This window comes from Bacillus sp. RC251, from assembly GCF_044908765.1.
In the GTDB taxonomy this organism is placed as follows: domain Bacteria; phylum Bacillota; class Bacilli; order Bacillales; family Bacillaceae_G; genus Bacillus_A; species Bacillus_A wiedmannii.
In genome coordinates this window covers 38,756-56,125 of record NZ_JBIYDP010000014.1, presented here as the reverse complement: position 1 = coordinate 56,125, position 17,370 = coordinate 38,756, and the positions used below count along the sequence as shown (strand labels likewise).

Annotated in this window: 17 protein-coding genes, 1 pseudogene and 1 riboswitch; of the genes and pseudogenes, 11 read left to right on the top strand and 7 right to left on the bottom strand. The window is 34.2% G+C overall.

Features of this window, described 5'->3' with window-relative positions; translation table 11 throughout:
* Window positions 1-44: 44 nt before the first annotated feature.
* The gene (locus ABH961_RS26250) at window positions 45-962 is read right to left on the bottom strand and encodes an iron-hydroxamate ABC transporter substrate-binding protein (RefSeq protein ID WP_000732569.1); all 918 of its coding nucleotides are present in this window, start codon (window positions 960-962) and stop codon (window positions 45-47) included.
* 331 nt (window positions 963-1,293) lie between these two features.
* On the opposite strand from ABH961_RS26250, the gene ABH961_RS26245 reads away from it, so the two are divergent.
* Window positions 1,294-2,343: an NAD(P)/FAD-dependent oxidoreductase gene (locus tag ABH961_RS26245; RefSeq protein ID WP_098078417.1), complete on the top strand. Its 1,050-nt coding sequence runs from the start codon at window positions 1,294-1,296 to the stop codon at window positions 2,341-2,343.
* 195 nt (window positions 2,344-2,538) lie between these two features.
* Here the strand turns inward: ABH961_RS26245 and ABH961_RS26240 are convergent, their stop codons facing one another.
* Entirely contained in the window at window positions 2,539-2,907 is a 369-nt protein-coding gene (locus tag ABH961_RS26240; protein WP_098078420.1) for a hypothetical protein, read from the bottom strand.
* Between the two features lie 179 nt (window positions 2,908-3,086).
* Here ABH961_RS26240 and ABH961_RS26235 point away from each other — a divergent pair, with 179 nt between their 5' ends.
* The 7 genes and pseudogenes from ABH961_RS26235 (at window position 3,087) to ABH961_RS26205 (ending at window position 8,061) form a co-directional block, all read left to right on the top strand.
* Window positions 3,087-3,326, top strand: a complete 240-nt coding sequence (locus ABH961_RS26235) for a helix-turn-helix domain-containing protein (protein ID WP_002006755.1) — start codon at window positions 3,087-3,089, stop codon at window positions 3,324-3,326.
* Window positions 3,327-3,562: 236 nt separating this feature from the next.
* Entirely contained in the window at window positions 3,563-4,078 is a 516-nt protein-coding gene (locus ABH961_RS26230) for a hypothetical protein (RefSeq protein WP_048541983.1), read from the top strand.
* Window positions 4,079-4,097: 19 nt separating this feature from the next.
* Entirely contained in the window at window positions 4,098-4,547 is a 450-nt protein-coding gene (locus tag ABH961_RS26225) for a hypothetical protein (RefSeq protein ID WP_061678057.1), read from the top strand.
* A 162-nt stretch (window positions 4,548-4,709) separates the two neighbouring features.
* A complete protein-coding gene (locus ABH961_RS26220) occupies window positions 4,710-5,378 on the top strand; it encodes an LSm family protein (RefSeq protein ID WP_064477203.1) in 669 nt (222 codons plus the stop codon).
* A 237-nt stretch (window positions 5,379-5,615) separates the two neighbouring features.
* Entirely contained in the window at window positions 5,616-6,881 is a 1,266-nt protein-coding gene (locus tag ABH961_RS26215; protein WP_098078423.1) for an S-adenosylmethionine decarboxylase related protein, read from the top strand.
* 157 nt (window positions 6,882-7,038) lie between these two features.
* Window positions 7,039-7,502 (top strand): annotated as a pseudogene (locus ABH961_RS26210) (ATP-binding protein); the annotation flags it as partial.
* A gap of 178 nt (window positions 7,503-7,680) precedes the next feature.
* Window positions 7,681-8,061, top strand: coding sequence for a hypothetical protein (locus ABH961_RS26205; protein ID WP_000424112.1), 381 nt, complete (start codon window positions 7,681-7,683; stop codon window positions 8,059-8,061).
* A gap of 27 nt (window positions 8,062-8,088) precedes the next feature.
* On the opposite strand, the gene ABH961_RS26200 is transcribed toward ABH961_RS26205, so the two are convergent.
* The gene (locus ABH961_RS26200; protein ID WP_000862971.1) at window positions 8,089-8,721 is read right to left on the bottom strand and encodes a cyclase family protein; all 633 of its coding nucleotides are present in this window, start codon (window positions 8,719-8,721) and stop codon (window positions 8,089-8,091) included.
* A gap of 84 nt (window positions 8,722-8,805) precedes the next feature.
* A riboswitch (SAM riboswitch) is annotated at window positions 8,806-8,918 on the bottom strand.
* A gap of 149 nt (window positions 8,919-9,067) precedes the next feature.
* Here ABH961_RS26200 and ABH961_RS26195 point away from each other — a divergent pair.
* Together ABH961_RS26195 and ABH961_RS26190 are read left to right on the top strand one after the other, a co-directional pair.
* Window positions 9,068-10,177: a PRK06851 family protein gene (locus tag ABH961_RS26195; protein ID WP_098078428.1), complete on the top strand. Its 1,110-nt coding sequence runs from the start codon at window positions 9,068-9,070 to the stop codon at window positions 10,175-10,177.
* Window positions 10,178-10,298: 121 nt separating this feature from the next.
* Entirely contained in the window at window positions 10,299-11,081 is a 783-nt protein-coding gene (locus ABH961_RS26190) for a nucleotidyltransferase domain-containing protein (RefSeq protein ID WP_098078430.1), read from the top strand.
* Window positions 11,082-11,096: 15 nt separating this feature from the next.
* Here the strand turns inward: ABH961_RS26190 and ABH961_RS26185 are convergent, their stop codons facing one another.
* Both ABH961_RS26185 and ABH961_RS26180 read right to left on the bottom strand, forming a co-directional pair.
* Window positions 11,097-12,398 (bottom strand): MFS transporter, encoded by a 1,302-nt coding sequence (locus ABH961_RS26185; RefSeq protein ID WP_098078433.1) that lies wholly within the window; start codon window positions 12,396-12,398, stop codon window positions 11,097-11,099.
* 142 nt (window positions 12,399-12,540) lie between these two features.
* A complete protein-coding gene (locus ABH961_RS26180; RefSeq protein ID WP_098078435.1) occupies window positions 12,541-14,067 on the bottom strand; it encodes an FAD-dependent oxidoreductase in 1,527 nt (508 codons plus the stop codon).
* 580 nt (window positions 14,068-14,647) lie between these two features.
* Between ABH961_RS26180 and desB the strand changes: the two genes are divergently transcribed.
* On the top strand, window positions 14,648-15,733 hold the full coding sequence (gene desB / locus ABH961_RS26175) for a Delta(10) desaturase DesB (protein WP_048541961.1): 1,086 nt from the start codon (window positions 14,648-14,650) through the stop codon (window positions 15,731-15,733).
* A gap of 51 nt (window positions 15,734-15,784) precedes the next feature.
* Here the strand turns inward: desB and ABH961_RS26170 are convergent, their stop codons facing one another.
* Window positions 15,785-16,477, bottom strand: a complete 693-nt coding sequence (locus tag ABH961_RS26170) for an amino acid ABC transporter permease (RefSeq protein ID WP_000461606.1) — start codon at window positions 16,475-16,477, stop codon at window positions 15,785-15,787.
* A gap of 93 nt (window positions 16,478-16,570) precedes the next feature.
* Window positions 16,571-17,365, bottom strand: a complete 795-nt coding sequence (locus ABH961_RS26165) for an ABC transporter substrate-binding protein (protein WP_002016697.1) — start codon at window positions 17,363-17,365, stop codon at window positions 16,571-16,573.
* Window positions 17,366-17,370 lie beyond the last annotated feature (5 nt).

Here is a 17,370-nt window from a genome sequence, read left to right as displayed (position 1 = left end):
TAAAGGAAGAGGAATTCTTAAATTAAGAATTCCTCATGTTTGTATTATTTACCAAGAAAGCTCTTCTTGAAGAAATCTAGTTGGAAATCTAATGTAAGTGGATCATTGAAATAGAATTCCATCATGTTTGCTTCATATACGCGATTATTTTTTACTGCTGGGATGTTTTTATATGATTCTGTCTCTTGGAATGAGTTATCAGTATCTTTGTTCTTACTTACGATTAAGTAATCACCAGCAAATTCAGGTAATACTTCAGTAGATAATGCGTAGTAACCTTCTTTTAATGCTTTTTCTTTTACTTTTTCAGGCATTTTTAATTTCATTTCTTGGTACAGAATTTCTGTTCCACGGCCCCAGTTCTCGCCGTATACATAAAGCTGTTTGTTGAAGTTTTCTACAACAGAAACTGTTGCATCTTCACCGATTTTTGCTTTAATTTCTTTACCAGCGTCTTGTGCACGTTTCTTGAAGTCATCAACCCAAGTTTTTGCTTCTTTTTCTTTGTTTAATAATTTACCGATTTCTAAATGCTGTGTTAAGTAATCAACTTTTCCGTAAGTGTATGTTACAGTAGGAGCGATTTTCTTTAACTTATCGACATTTTTAATATTTGATAAACCAATGATTAAATCTGGATTTAGTTCAGCGATTTTTTCAACGTTTTCATCTGATACTTCAGCAACATCTTTCAGTTTGCTATCAAAACGTGGGTTTTGTTTAGACCATGAATCTACCCCAACAAGATTTACATCTAATGACATTACGTTACCAGCGAATGATGATAAAACAACAACGCGTTTTGGGTTTGCAGGAACTTCTACTTTACCATTTTCAGATTGGTATGTAATTGTTTCTGATTTACTACCTTTTGCATCGTTCTTTTTGTCTGTAGAGCCATTGCTACAAGCGCTCATAACAAGAACGAAAAGAACTGTTAGTGAAATAAATAACTTCTTCATAGTCTTTCTCCTTTAGCATAGATGATATGTGTATACAATAATTTGTTTAACTGCAATCTGTTTGAAAGAGTAGTGGTAATGCAAAATGCTTATTAAAAATCTTGAATATGAGATTTTACAATATAGTATTAACCATATTAGTGAAAGAAGATGTAATCTCAAATTTGCTAATTATTAACAAAATGATAATGATTATCACTATTGATTCTTTAAATACTATAATTTTATATAGGTGTATTGTCAATAGTGATTTTGATTGTAAATTTTGCGGAAACAGGTTATATTTTATTGAGAATGATAATCAATAACTAGTAGCTGAGGAGTGACACGAATGAATCAAGAAGAATTGTTTGATGTAACTGTGATAGGCGGAGGACCTGCAGGGCTTTATTCAGCTTTTTATAGTGGACTCAGAGAGATGAAAACGAAAATAATAGAATTTCAACCACAGTTAGGTGGAAAAATACATGTTTACCCGGAGAAGATGATTTGGGATATTGGCGGACTATTACCGGTTACTGGTGAAAAATTAATTGAGCAACTGGTACAACAAGGTTTAACATTTCAGCCTGAAGTGGTATTGGATACAAAAATAGAATCGATTATTCGTAACGAAGATGGCACTTTCACATTAAAAACAAGCACTGGAGAAGAACATTTTTCAAAAACAGTGATTGTTGCAACTGGAAGTGGTATATTGAATCCACAAAAGTTATCAATTGAAGGTGCGGAGCGATTTGAGGTATCAAACTTAAATTATACAGTTAAATCGTTAAAACGTTTCAAAGATAAAACGGTCATTATTTCAGGCGGAGGTAACTCGGCAATTGATTGGGCAAATGAGTTAGAACCAATTGCGAAAAAGGTTTATTTAACATATAGAAAAGAAGAGTTATCTGGTCATGAAGCGCAAGTGAAGCAACTTATGAACAGCTCAGCGGAGTGTTTCTTTAATACCTCTATTACAAAATTAATTGCTGGTGATAATCATGAAGCAATTGAATATGTAGAATTAACAAATCATGAAACAAGTGAACTTTCACATTTACCTATTGATGAAGTGATTATTAACCATGGATATGAACGTGACATTACGTTATTAGAAAATAGTGAGTTAGACGTTGCGATTATAGATAATTATTATATTGCAGGTAATGCGAATAGTGAGTCCTCTGTAGATGGATTATATGCTGCGGGAGATATTTTAAAGCACGAAGGGAAATTACACTTAATCGCGGGAGCATTCCAAGATGCTGGAAATGCTGTAAATAAAGCGAAACAATTTATTCAACCAGATGCAAGTGAGTATGGAATGGTTTCGTCGCATAATGAAGTATTTAAGAAGAGAAATCGTGAATTGATCAAGCAGATGATGAAATAATAAAAAAACAAGTATACCCCCATTTACTTCTCTATTCGAGTGATAAGAGAGGCAAATGGGGGTTTTCCTGTTTACTATATTTTCAATCATTATAATGACACCGGTTTCATCAGTTCATGTGATATGAACGTTTTATTTGTAAATCTTCCTAGAAAACAATGAATCTATGTTTTGCTGACGCAGAACAGTATTACATTACGCTGTCCCTTTAGCTCGTTCGTTAGGAAATGGCATATTTAATATAGACGCAATATACTGTTTTCCATGCATTCGAGCTAATGATTCTAATATTTGACGGACGCGTTTTGTAAGATGTCCTTGTCCCTTTATAGCTTCACAATATGCGTCATAGAAAGCGTATTTAGCCCAAAGGAAATCATCTTGTTGGAATAAAAAATGATTTTTGTACCATTCCCCAATTGTATGGTAACAATTGTTTTCAGGCATTACTGAGCTTTGAGAAAGAATACGATCAGATAAAGATGTAGTTAAATGAGAAATTGTGTTTTCTGTTTCAACCTGTAATGTTTTTTCTAACATTGTAATGATGTGACGAGTAGCCATATGTTAACTCTCCTTTGTGTAAATGGGTAATACCATTCTATATTTAAAAAATCCTTACTATATTATTATACAATATATGGAATGCATCCACCTTCTTTTTAAATTGCATTTACAAAATCTTTTTTATTTGTTTACAAAAATAAAGTAAGATACAGTATATAGGAAAAAATAATAAAGGAATGAACGCGTTGTATATAACAGTAGAAGAAGCTGCGGAGTATTTAAATTTACCAAAGTCGTATATTGAAGAGCTAATTCAGCAAAAGAAAATTCGTGCATTATTTGATGGAGAGCAATATTTATTAAATAAAGAACAATTCAATACACATTTAGAACAAATGGAGAAATATAAGCAATTAGTGGAAGATATATTGAACGAACCAATTCCAGAAGATATGGATGTTAAAGACGAAGATTAAACTATGGGAGATCCCGTATGAAGATATGCAGAAATGTATCTTCATACGGGATTTTTTTGTTTGAAGATATTAAAAGCCTAAGGAGCGTTTAGCATTTATTCGAATTTTGATAGGTAGTAGTCTACCATGTTAAAAGCATATTTTTTTCTAGCTAGGACAAACATAGAGAACGTAACCTGTACAGATACATATACTATCAGTGCAAAAGCTTATAAATTAATGGAAGGGGTTTTCTCGTGAGTTTATTTCATTGTGATTTTCTGAAAGATTTAATTGGATCTTTTGTAAGAGTAAACAGGGGTGGTCCAGAATCTCAAAAAGGGACAATAGTCGCAGTATGTTCGGATTACTTTGTATTAAAGAATGAAAAAGGAGAGCTCTATTACTATCAGATTCGTCATCTGAAAAGTGTTACAAAAAATGCGAAAGATTGTAAAGCAGATGATTGCGGATGGTTTGAATGTGAATGTGAAGATGACTTTGAAAAGCTACTTCAAAGCTTCAAATATCGCTGGGTGAAAATTAATCGTGGCGGTCCAGAGAAAGTTGAAGGTATTTTACAAGATGTTTCTTGTGAATTTGTTACATTAATTGTAAAAGAAGAAGTTATATTAGTTGCGGTATCCCATATTAAGAGTGTCACAGTAGAGTGTAAAGAGAGCGATGAGAGCGACGAGAGCGACGATAGTAAGGAAAGTAGCAATAATTCAGGTCGCGCTCGTGCACAAAGACAATCAAGTAGAGGAAGATAATAAGAAAGGGGATATAAATTTGGAGAGTGTATTATGCTGTGAGCAAATTAAATGTTTAGTCGGTGAGACTGTAAAAGTAAATCTCCGTGGACCAGAGAGTCGAGTGGGGGTACTTGTATCGTTAGGGAGAGATTATCTTACATTACAACTACCTCTTGGTGAATTAGTATATTACCAATTGAAACACGTGAAAAGTCTAGTTAAGAAAGTGAAAGAAAGTAAATGTGGCGATTGCTATGTTTCATGCTTCTGTTCTGATGATGATACTTTTGTCGATGTATTACGTGACTTGAAGTATAAGTGGGTAAAGATTAATCGCGGTGGCCCAGAGTGCGTGGAAGGTTTATTAAGTGAAGTGCATGAAGAATGTATTACACTAGTAAACTGTGATGAAGTCATTTATATCATTAACTATCATATTAAGAGTGTGAGTCAAGTAGTTAAATGTAAAAAGAATGAAGATGAATAATGTTTAATAAATAAGAGGGGCATTATGAGGGAAAGAGAAGAAAAATTTCTTATTTCGATAGTATGAAAAGGAATTACTTACTATTAAAACAGAACTTTGCCCTGATTATTTTTTTAGAAATGAAAGACAGGAAAGAAGAAATCCATAGGAAGGAGGATACAGATGAATGAGTTAAACAAAAGTATTGGAGAAAATATATATGTTAAATTAATCGGTGAAAAAAGATTTAAAGGTGTATTAATAGACGTAGGAAATGATATTGTTGTTCTTTACAATGGACAAGACTACGTATATATATCTTTATACCATGTACAATATTATAAATTTTTAAGACCACATGATGAAGAAATATCAAAACCAGATGTTGATTCTGTAATTAAGAGGGAATCACCTTCCATTTCTTTGAGAAAAGTATTAAGTACTTCTAAAGGGATTTTTACAGAAGTTTATGTAGCAGGAAATGCTCCAATACATGGTTATGTTACAAGTGTAATGAACGATTATATTGTTTTTTATAGTCCAGTTTATAAAACAGTATATATATCTTTAAAGCATTTGAAATGGTTAATTCCGTATAAAGAAAATCAAGTCCCGTATGCCCTCAATAAAAATGAACTCCCCGTGAATCCATTAAATATTACGTTAGCTAGAACATTTGAAGAACAGCTAATTAAAATGTCCGGCAAAATCATGGTGTTCGATTTAGGTGAGGAATCTAATAAAATCGGAAAGATGGCAAAGATTGATGAAGGGCATATTGAAATATTAAAAGCACGTGATGCAAAAATGTATGTGAATATTCAACATGTGAAATCTGTCCATTGTCCGTAGACTAGTTGAAAGGGCTGGCTTTTTCTTTTATATGCAGAAGAAAAGGTCGAGCCTATTTATTTAGTTTGATTTGGATGTGAGGGGAAAAATGAATTGAATATAAATGTATTAGCCAGATCTATGAAGAGCTAATCTTGTGCAAAATTATAAAAAATATATACGAGCCATTTTTTCATATATTCAATTTATTTTTTGGAGGGAGAACTGTTCAACTACTATATTAAAGGGGTTTTGTTGGTGGAACAGTTTTCAAATTCGTTATCGATTACATTGCTTGGTAGTGCTGGTGGAGCAGCAAAAGCAGTTTTAGCAATTTTAAATCAAGCGATAGTAAATGAAAAAGACCCGATTTATGAAGCGATAAAGAATGTTACATTTCATTTGGTTGATATAAAACAAAAAGATAGGACTTATTATGATGAGTTGTTTCCAAATTTGAAAGATCAATTGTTTTTATATGAAATCGACCTTCAAGATGTAGTGAAATTCAAGCAACATTTGAAAGAAAAAAGTACGGGTGTTGTTATTGATGTTTCGGGTGCAGATACGATCAGAGTCTTAAGCTGTTGTAATGAACTTGGAATTTTTTATATTAATTCAGCTTTGGAAAATGAGGCAGTAGATCAGGACGATAGTTTAATCGGCTTTCAGCTTACGGAAAGATATACGAGGTTTGAGAAGGAGAAAGAGAAATTTACAAATACAAAAGCAATTATAGGCTCAGGTATGAATCCAGGTGTTGTTCAATGGATGGTCGTTGAACTTATGAAGGAACGTCCACAGGAAAAGCCAAGAGCATGCTATATAGTAGAACATGATACGTCATTTTTGAATGATACAGCACTGATAAAGCCTCATACACTTTATGCTTCATGGGCAGTAGAGCGATTTCTAGATGAAGCAATATGGAGTTATCCGATGTATATGAGTCATCATCGTCCCCTTTATTTTTATGAAGATGTATATGCTTCAGAGTATAAAGTAAAGTTAGGAGAGAAAGAGTTTTATGGTTGTTTAATGCCACATGAGGAAGTTTTAATTTTAGGAAAAAACTTTAACATGGAAGTGGGTTTTCTCTACCGAATTAATGAGTATACGACCAATGTAATTAGACAGAACTTAGATCGAGTAGAAGATTTATGGAATTGGAATCGTAAAGTATTTAATCCAGCGGAAGAAGAAATCGCCGGGGAGGATCTGGTTGGTGTGCTACTCGTTTATGAAAATAGCGAGACGTATATGTACAATGTAATGAATAGTAGCCAAGTTTTTCATAAATATAAAACGAATGCAACTTACTTTCAAGTAGGGTGCGGGATTTATGCAGGCTTGTGCAGTTTGCTTTTAGACCACTTTGGACAAGGTGCTTACTATGTCGAGGAATTATTATTAAATACAGAAAGTAAGTACGGCGACTATCTAAATTTATATATGAATAATTTTATAATAGGACATAATAATTTTTCGGATGGTCTGCTACATGATAGGGTAAGGTGGATATAAGTTATAGCGAAAAGGAAGGGGAGGTCTCCTTCCTTTTCGTATGATAAGGTTGTATATTGCCCTGAAAGCAATTTCATACTTAGAATTTAAGGAGGTAACACGTAGAGTTTTTGTATGGATCATGAGGAATATTTATATGAACAAATTTAAAAGCTTGATACAGGAAATCCTTTTATATGTTGTACAACTAATGGAAAGTTATGCAGCGCAATATAGAGTGAGATTTCATTTGCAAGTAGATGGAAATCTACCTGTTATAAATGATGATGATAAAAAATTAAAACAAGTGTTATTAAAAATGGAATGGAATCAATGCCAGAAGGTGGAGATATTCATATTCGTGCATATCAAAAAACTGAAAGGCATTTGTGTATTCCTGTTGAAGATCAAGGCTTTGGTATAGAGAAGGAAAAGCTAGAGAAGATTGGAAATGCTTTTTACACAACAAAGGAGAATGGTACGGGACTTGGGTTAATGATTACATATAAAATTATTGAGGAACATCAAGGAAGTATCGCGATTCAAAGTAGCATGGGAATAGGGACGAAAGTAGAATTTTTTTACCGACAGCATAATGTGCTAGAGAAAAATATTTTTCAGAAAAGTGTTCTTGTTGTGTAAATATAAACATTTTATAAAATGTTTCAAGAAGGGTTTTTTTTATAAAATACTTCGTTTATAATGGAGGAAAATATCGACATGAGATTTGTTATTCATGTAACGGTTCGGTAGTGTTAGAGAAAGAAGGGGTGCACGCGCATCCTTTTTTCTATGCAGATATTATGAAAGAGGTGGTATGATGGAATTAACATTAAATTCGACTGTATGTTTACACACGATTCAATTTCGAAAAGAGCAAAAGAATTATATTGTAAAAGATACAATTACAGGAGAAAAATATGAAATGCCGCCACTTTGGATTGATGCATTGGCAATGATGCGTGACGGTTTTTTATTGGGGGAAATTGAGGAGAAATTAAAAGAAGAGTATCCAGAAGAAGAAATAAATATGTTAGCATTTACGAGGCAACTGTTAGAGCTAGAGCTTGTCGGAATGGTAGATGGGGAAGAAATAGCTTGTACAAAGAAGAAAGAGAAAGATTATTTAGCTTGGTTACGTCCTCGTGTTGAGCAATTCTTTCTTAGTTTAAATAAAAAAAATAGAAGCAAAGGTCAATGATGATCTTTGCTTTTTTGTATAGTTTGTTTAAAAAATTACAGCGAATGCTCTTGCAAAAGCACCGTCGCTATCTTTAATTTTTAAAGGTGCCGCTGAGAAAAAGAAACGTTTCGTGTGAATGGCATCTAAGTTTGTTAAGTTTTCAATTAAATAAATATTATTCCCAAGTAGTATGTGATGAATTGGTGATGTTTCTGTCGTTACTTCATCAGGAGAAATGAAATCTAGGCCGACCGATTTTACTTTTAATTGAACTAATTCCTCAGCTAATTCTTCAGAAAGATAAAAAGCTTCTTGCTCATATGCCTCTGTATTCCATTTAGTAGATAGATTGGAATGGAAAATAACAATATCTCCTTCTTTTATGTCAGCGTTGTGTAATACTTCTTTAGGTAGTTTTCGTTCTTGTACATGAGTTACATCAATAAGAACAGCTTCGCCTACAAATTGATCTAGGGGTAATTGATCAATAGTCGTTGCGCCTGAAATGAAATGAGCAGGAGCATCACAATGCGTGCCAACATGAACGACAGAATGAAAGTCTGTAACTTGATAGCCTGTCTCTTCAACGCTTGTAATGGCTCCTAAATTGATTTTTGGTGTTCCAGGGAATTGGGACATATTGTTTTCAAATGTTTGTGATAGGTCAATTACTTTCATTTTAAATACCTCCAATATATGTTTTGAAATAAAAAAACTCACCTTTCATAATCAAGAAAGATGAGTTTTGTACACAATAGTTACGTTTTATCTTTCAAAATGCAATGCATTTTGCAGGAATTAGCACCTATTCAGTTTGTATAAACTGAGGTTGCTGGGCGTCAAAGGGCCGGTCCCTCTGCCTCTCTTGATAAAGACATATTAAGTTTTCATTTCTGAATATTCACTACCTTTAAATTGTAATTCATTTCCTTTTTTCGTGCAATACAAAATAGGTATTCACCCAAATAAAGTTGCTCGCATATTGTAGCTTATGTAAATAGAATGCTGCGAAGGAGTGAGTGCAGTGACAGGGAATGTATTGAATTATTACGCTGGTGGAAATACAGCTAGAGGATTTCATAATTTATACGATGAGAATTTAAAAGGGCTAAACAGGTTATTTATTTTAAAGGGTGGTCCTGGGACCGGGAAATCTTCTTTAATCAAAGCAATAGGTCGCGAGTGGGTTGAAAAAGGATATGATATTGAATTTTTACACTGCTCTTCTGATAATAAATCGGTTGATGGTGTAATTATCCCGAAGTTAAAAGTAGGAATTGTTGATGGAACATCACCGCATGTTATTGAGCCGAAAATGCCAGGAGTTGTGGAAGAGTATATTAATTTAGGGGTTGCTTGGGACTCAGATAAATTAAGAAAGCAGAAGGTGGAAATTGAACGATTTGTTTCAGAAGCAAGCAAGGCTTTTCAAACTGCTTACGCTTGTTTTAACGAGGCACTAGTTATACATGACGAGTGGGAGAAAATATATATTAATAATATTGATTTTAATAAAGCAAATGAACTAACCGATCAGCTGATTCAGAAGTTATTTACAGATAAAGGCGGGAAACAATCGCTTGTGAAACATCGGTTTTTAGGGGCAGCTACACCGAAAGGAGCAGTTGATTTTGTTCCTAATTTAACAGAGGGATTACCACATCGTTATTTTATAAAAGGACGCCCAGGATCTGGGAAATCAACAATGCTTAAAAAATTAGCTAAGGCAGCAGAAGAAAAAGGATTTGAAGTTGAAGTATATCATTGTGGATTTGATCCAAATAGTCTTGATATGGTTATCGTAAGAGAATTAGGGTTTGCAATTTTTGATAGCACCGCACCACATGAATATTTTCCGAGCCGCGAAGGTGATGAAATTATAGATATGTATGCCTTGATTGTGACACCAGGGACAGATGAGAAGTATGCGACAGAAATTCGTGACGTGTCGATTCAATATAAAGCAAAAATGAATGAGGCGATGTCTTTCTTAGCGAAAGCGAAATCAGTTCGTGATAAATTAGAACGAATATATATTGCTGCTATGGATTTTTCAAAAGTAGATGCATATAAAGAGGAGATTCGAAAAGAGTTTGAACGAATTGCGGTTAGTGTAACAGAAAAGAACAAGTAAAAAATAAAGGATTTTGGTAGGCTGTCGGGAATTTTCTGACAGCTATTTTAGTATGTAGTAAAATTAGGAGTATATTTGTCGAATTTCCAAGGAAATAATCAAAAAATGGAGAGGGTATGAAATGAGAGAGAAAATTAGAGTGGAGTTAGCAAGAATTGAACAAGAGAATGATGTGAAAATTTTATTTGCAGTGGAATCAGGGAGTCGTGCTTGGGGATTTCCATCGAAAGATAGTGATTATGATGTTAGATTTGTTTATATGCATCCGGTAGAGTGGTATTTATCAATTCATGATAAACGAGATGTAATTGAGTATCCGATTAGTGATGATTTAGATATAAGCGGGTGGGATATTAAAAAGGCGTTACAGTTATTCGCAAAGTCAAACCCAGCTTTACTCGAATGGATTCGATCACCGATTTTCTATTCGAAAAACTCTCATTTTCCAGAACAGCTTCAGCAAATGAGTGATAAGCACTTTGATCCGAAAGCAACGATATATCATTACTTACATATGGCTTCAAAAAATTATCGTGAATTTTTGCAAGGTGAGAACGTAAAATTGAAAAAATACTTTTATGTATTGCGTCCTATTTTAGCTTGTAAGTGGCTAGAGGAGAAAACAACTTTACCACCTGTAGAATTCGGTCGATTGATTACAGAATTATCGTTAGAACGTAGCGTATTAGATGAAATTGAACAGTTGTTAATAAAGAAAAAGGCAGGTACTGAATTAGATGTTGGATTAAAAATTGAGGTGTTGAATCAATTTTTAGAGGAACAAATTCATTACTATCAGCAATATGTAAAAGGAATTGAAAAGGGATCAGGAATTGATATTGAGAGTTTAAATACATTGTTTCGAGATATGTTGTTTGAAGTATATGAAAAAGAGCACAAGTGAGTTTGTGCTCTTTTTTTATTTTGTAGGAATAAAGAAAACAGATATAGCTGCAAGAAGACCCGCGAATGAGAATAAGTAAAAATTCCATGCTAAGTCATATTGCATTGTCATAATAATACCGACAAGAATAGGACCAGCAATCGCACCAACTCGGCCAAGTCCAAGTCCCCAGCCTAAGGAGGTAGCTCGGATATGGGATGGGAAGTATTGTGTTACATATGCATTTAATATTTGAGTAATACCGACTGATCCAATTCCAGCAAGGCCGATTAAAAGATAAATGATTGTAACAGATGGTTTAATTGTTAATAGTCCAATACATATAGCTGCCATAAGATAGGAGATGCTAATAACAAATTTAGCCCCTATACGATCCGCGATTGCTCCAGCAAATAATGCACCGATAGCGGCAGTAACATTTAGCATAAGTAAAAATGATAGACTAGATCCAAGAGGGTATCCTGCTTGGCGCATCATCTGCGGTAACCAAGTGTTTAAACCGTATATTAAAAACATTCCCATTATATAAGTAATCCAAAAAAGCAGCGTCGCTTTTATGTACTCTTTTGAGAATAACGTAAGAAATCCATTTTTCTTTCGTATATTAGGTGGGGCTTGATGAGTTTCCTCTTTTGCATTGAATTCAATTTGAAAACGATTAAGGATTTGTTCCACTTCTTCTTGTCGATTACGTGATAACAAAAATTGAATGGATTCAGGTAAATAACGAATGATGAAAGGAATGAGGAGTAGTGGAATCATTCCGATGCCAAACATAATTCTCCATCCGAAATCTTCTAACATAAACATAGACAAAATAGCACCTAACACGATACCTAAAGGATAGCCAGTAAACATAAGAGCATAAATAAAAGATTGTCGCTTTTTTGGTGAATATTCAACAGTAAGTGCTGAAGCTGTTGGGATAACACCGCCTAATCCGATTCCTCCGATAAATCGAGATAAACCAAATAGTTCAGAGGAAGGGGCAAGTGCAGCAAGGCCCATTGTGATGGAGAAAAGTGCTAAACAGCATATAAGCGTCCATTTTCGTCCAATTAGATCTGTAATGGTTCCAACTAGAATAGCACCAATAAACATCCCAAATAAAGCATAGCTAGCAATTGTACCAGCGTGTGCTGGTGAAAGTGCCCAGCTTTTGTCTTCTAGGAGCTTTGGCAGAACGGCACCGTAAATACCTAAATCATATCCATCAGCTAGAATGGCTAGCCAACAAATAAAAACAACAAGTTTTGTAATAGAGCTTGAAAAGATAGTTTTTGTAGATTCTAGATGAGGTGGAGCTGAAGTTTGCATAGTATTCCCTCCTTTTATTTATAGATAAATATATTATTTTATTTGATGTTAATATTTCCCTTCTTATGTCGGAGTTTATCTGAAAAGGTTTTATAACAAATAAAGAAGTTCAACAGGAATCCTGTTGAACTTCTTTATTTGTTTACTCATGATCAACTCGTTTTAACGGTTGATCTGCTGGACCTTCCATAACATCTCCCTCAATTGAAAAGCGGGAACCATGGCAAGGGCAGTCCCAAGTACAATCACCATTATTCCATTCAACTTCGCAGCCGAGATGTGTACAAGTTGTATCGACAATATGTAATTTCCCATCTTTGTCCTTATAAGCACCTGCTCGTTTCCCATTAACATGTACGACAGATCCTTCACCAACTTCGAGATCTTCTGGCTTACGTAATGTGGTTTCAATCTTTCCTTCAATTAAATGTTTCGCAACATCAATGTTCTGGGAGAGGAATGTTTTTATATCTGGATTTGCATGGAAGCGTGATGGTGCATACAGTTCCTTATAGGGATTGTGGACTTTTAGAATGGAGTCCTTCAGTAAATGAGCGGCAGCAGTTCCAGTTGTCATTCCCCATTTACGATATCCAGTTGCAACAAATATATTTGGATTTCTTTCGTTAATATGTCCGATATAAGGAAGCTTATCTAGCGTTATTAAATCTTGTGCTGACCATCTATAGGGAACTTCATCTACTCCAAACGTTGCTTCCGCAAAAGAATACAGTGCTTCGTAATGAAGCATCGTGTTTATTCCTTGTCCTGTTTTATGACTTTCTCCGCCAATTAAAATTAATTTTTCCCCATTATTTGTTGTATAGCGCAAGGAACGTTTTGGGTCATCAATACTTAAATACATGCCACCTGGATAATCCGTTTTTGCTTTGATTGCAAGAGCATAAGAGCGTTCGGCATACATTCGCGTAAAGAAAAAGCTATTCGCATCATAGAAAGGAAAATGTGAACAAGAGACAACATATTTGCAAGTGATGCGATGCCCGCCTTTTGTAATGACTTGTGGATAATCACCTTTTTCCACATCAATAGCTGTTGTTTGTTCATAAACTTTTCCGCCCATCTCCACAAACTTTTCTAAAAGTGTTTTCAAATAAAGGAGGGGATGGAATTGTGCTTGGTTTTTCATGACAAGTGCAGATTGTACTGGAATCGGAATCGATAGAGATTGAACATAGTCACAAGGTATATTTAATTTTTGATAGGCTTCATATTCTTTCGATAAACTTCTTAATCCATTATCAGTAGTTGTATATAAATATGAATCTTCATTTGAGAAATTACAGTCAATTTTATATGTTTTCACCGTCTCATTTATGAATTGTAGAGCATGATTATTTGATTCATAGTAAAGCCTCGCTTTTTCCAAACCAAAATGATTTATTAATTCATCATAAATAAGATCGTGTTGTGCTGTTACCTTCGCTGTTGTATGCCCAGTCGTTCCATTTAAAATAAGACCAGAATCAATTAAAACAACGTTCATACCTTCTTTTGCAAGTAAATAGGCAGTTGTAATGCCTGTAATACCAGCTCCGATAACAGCAACTTCAGTTTTTGTATCTTCAGATAAATGAGGAAAAGCAGGGACTTGAGTAGATTCAATCCAATAAGATAATGGAAATTGTGGAAATGTATCGCTTGTCATTATAGAAACCTCCTGATTTTAGAACAATTTTCCTTTTAATATTTCCATATGATAGGAAATTCATGTGTGCTGTTTTAGAAGGAGTCTATTTTTATTAAAAGAAAGATAAAATTATTTTAATATAATTTTGGTGTTGTCGGTATGAAGAGATAGGAGTTGTGCAAAGCTAGATTCAGGTGAGTTTATTTGTTGTGTACACAGAGAGTTCTTGAATAAGATAGAGTCTATAGTATGTCAGCATATATATATGCATAATGGATAAAACCCTATAAAATCTATGTTTTTTCTTTAGTGGAATAAAGTATGATTATAAAAACATAACCAACTTTTATTACTAGGTCATAAAAGTTGTTGACAATATGGAAATTCTATTGATATGATTCATCATGTGGAAAGGTTGATAGAGAGTAAAAAGAGAAATGTTTTTCATTGATAATAAAAGCGAAAAGATAAGTGACGATAGAGTGAGTATATTTTCCTTATACATAGATGCTTTTTAATCAGCTAGTAAAATCAATCTGGAAGCAAGAATTGATATATGTAAGTTGCGCAAGACGCGGCATAAGAAAGGGGCAAAAGGATGAAGGAGCTTCATACGTTTGGGTGGTATGCAGCACGTGTATCACCACATTTGCCGAAAAAAGCATTTAAACCAGTTCCTACACGTTTATTTGGTGGACTGGCTTATTTGCTTGTGGCATTGGCGGGGTTAATATCGATTGGTGTATTTGAATTGAATGTGTGGGCGAATCTAGGAATTGCGATTGTTCTTGGATTATGTTTTGCTTCACTTGGATTTTTAGGACATGAAATTTTACATGGAACTGTTGTAAGAAAAGCATGGCTTCGTGATTTTTTAGGCGCGATAGCATTTATGCCATTATCAACTGGCCCGAAGCTTTGGAGAAAGTGGCATAATGCAACGCATCATGTTCATACACAACATGAAGAAAATGATCCAGATGCATGGCCTACACTTGAGAAACTGAAAAAGAGTAAGTTTTTAAGGTGGGTATATCGCATGCCTCTTCATGTTCGTTCATTCTTTAGTTTTCTGTCACTAACCATTCAATTTACGTTACATTCGACTCGAATGTTCTTTCATTTTATAAAGGAATTTAAGTCATCCAATCAAAAATCTGTATGGCTTCAACTTCTTTTGCCTTGGACTGTTTGGATTAGTTTATTGTTTATTATGGGACCTGGAAAATGGTTATTTGCATATGTAATTCCATTGTTAATTGCTAACTTTATTGTAATGGCATATATCGCAACAAATCATCGATTAAATCCAATTGTTCCAGTAAATGATCCGTTAGCGAACTGTTTATCAGTAACAGTGCCGCACTGGGTAGACGTTTTACATTTCAATTTCTCATATCATACAGAACACCATTTGTTCCCTGCTATGAGCTCTAAATACTATCCGTTAGTAAAAGAGAAAATTAAAGAAATGTGGCCGGAACGCTATCATGAGATGCCAATGACAAAAGCTTTGGCAGCGCTATGGAATACACCACGTGTGTATTATCAAGGAAGTGAATTAGTGGATCCGCATAGAGAGCATTTCTATGGTTCTTTAGGAAATGGACTAGATCCTCATAATATTTCATATCGTGAGGAACATATAGAGGAAGAAGAGAGTATTAAAAAAGTAAATCAGTAAAAATTGATATATTTTGCAGTGAAAAAGCAAGCCATTTCAGGCTTGCTTTTTTTATAAAGAGACTTCTTTTTTATTCTTTTTGCTAAATTGAACTGAATTGGTTTCTTTTCTTTGTAATCGTTTCTCTAAAAGATTAACAAAATAAGTAAATAGAAGAACAAGTACGAGGTAATATAAACCAACGATTATGTATGTATCTAATTGTTGGAAGTTACTTGCAGCAATTGATAAACCTGATCCCCATAATTCGGACAACCCTACATATGCAACGAGAGAAGAGTCCTTTAATCCAATAATAAACTGATTTCCTAAAGGAGGAAGAGATTGACGAAATGCTTGCGGTAATACAATACGGCGCATTGCTAAAGGATAAGGCATACCTAAAGAACGAGCGGCTTCCAATTGTCCACGGTCGACAGATTGAATGGAACCGCGGAAAATTTCAGTAATATATGCACCGTTATGGATTGCTAAAGCAATTGCTCCTGCCCAAAAAGGAGTGAAGACAATAATCGATGTAATACCGAAATAGAGAATGGCAATTTGAACAATTAAAGGTGTACCACGAATAATGGCGATATATACATGAGCAATACTATTTAAAATCTTATTGTTAGAGATTCGAAAAAAAGCGAATAGTAATCCAATTAGTGAACCAAGTAATAAGGATGTTAGTGTTAATTGTAATGTGACAATAGTAGCCTTTAAGAGTGTGGGATAAGTAGACATAAAAATTTCAAACATATGTGTCACCTCATATTGTATGGATTTTGGTAGGGAATGAAATACCCCACATAAAAAGTGGGGCATAATGTATGAAACATTTGACTAGCTAATTTACTTCGTTTTTTCTTCTTCACCGAGAATATTACGCCCAAACCATTTTTTACTGATCTTTTCATACGTACCATCTTTAATGATTTCATCTAAAGCTTTATTTACTTTCTCAACCATTTCTTTATCATCTTTACGAATAGCAATTCCCATTTCATCAAGATTTAATGGTTTTCCAGCTTCTTTTATATTTGATTTACCTTCTTTGATCATACGTAAACCGACCATTTGATCAGTGATTACTGCATCAATACGCCCAGGCTCTAAGTCCATAAGTGCAGTAATATCGCTGTCATATTCTGTGATTTGATCTGTATGTTTTGCAACAAGGTCTTTAAAGGTACTAGCTTTTACAACACCAATTTTCTTACCTTTCAAATCTTCTGGAGAAGAGATAGATGTATTCTTTTTAGCCACAAAAATTTGGGCACCAGAACGATAATAAGGATTTGAGAAACTAACAGCTTTTAAGCGTTCTTCTGTAATTGCCATACTGCCCAATATAGCATCATATTTTTTCGATTGTAGACCTTGAATTAGCGTTTCCCATGGATTTGTAATAGGAGTGGGTTTCATATTCATTTTTTTCGCAAGTGCCTCACCAATTTCCACATCAAAACCAGCAAGCTTTCCGTCATTTTCTTTATAGTTAAAAGGTTTATATAAGCCACTCATCGCATAACGAAATTCTTTTTCACCATTTGAAGAAGTAGTAGCACTTTCCTTACTACAGGCTCCTAGTATGAAGGATGTACATAATGTAATACTCGCAACAATGGTTAATAGTTTTCTTTTCATAAAAC

Coding starts and splice junctions, on each gene's coding strand:
- ABH961_RS26250 (WP_000732569.1), bottom strand. CDS start 962: ATGAAGAAGTTATTTATTTCACTAACAGTTCTTTTCGTTCTTGTTATG.
- ABH961_RS26170 (WP_000461606.1), bottom strand. CDS start 16,477: ATGTTTGAAATTTTTATGTCTACTTATCCCACACTCTTAAAGGCTACT.
- ABH961_RS26205 (WP_000424112.1), top strand. CDS start 7,681: ATGGAATTAACATTAAATTCGACTGTATGTTTACACACGATTCAATTT.
- ABH961_RS26180 (WP_098078435.1), bottom strand. CDS start 14,067: ATGACAAGCGATACATTTCCACAATTTCCATTATCTTATTGGATTGAA.
- ABH961_RS26240 (WP_098078420.1), bottom strand. CDS start 2,907: ATGGCTACTCGTCACATCATTACAATGTTAGAAAAAACATTACAGGTT.
- ABH961_RS26200 (WP_000862971.1), bottom strand. CDS start 8,721: ATGAAAGTAATTGACCTATCACAAACATTTGAAAACAATATGTCCCAA.
- desB (WP_048541961.1), top strand. CDS start 14,648: ATGAAGGAGCTTCATACGTTTGGGTGGTATGCAGCACGTGTATCACCA.
- ABH961_RS26190 (WP_098078430.1), top strand. CDS start 10,299: ATGAGAGAGAAAATTAGAGTGGAGTTAGCAAGAATTGAACAAGAGAAT.
- ABH961_RS26245 (WP_098078417.1), top strand. CDS start 1,294: ATGAATCAAGAAGAATTGTTTGATGTAACTGTGATAGGCGGAGGACCT.
- ABH961_RS26235 (WP_002006755.1), top strand. CDS start 3,087: ATGAACGCGTTGTATATAACAGTAGAAGAAGCTGCGGAGTATTTAAAT.
- ABH961_RS26220 (WP_064477203.1), top strand. CDS start 4,710: ATGAATGAGTTAAACAAAAGTATTGGAGAAAATATATATGTTAAATTA.
- ABH961_RS26165 (WP_002016697.1), bottom strand. CDS start 17,365: ATGAAAAGAAAACTATTAACCATTGTTGCGAGTATTACATTATGTACA.
- ABH961_RS26185 (WP_098078433.1), bottom strand. CDS start 12,398: ATGCAAACTTCAGCTCCACCTCATCTAGAATCTACAAAAACTATCTTT.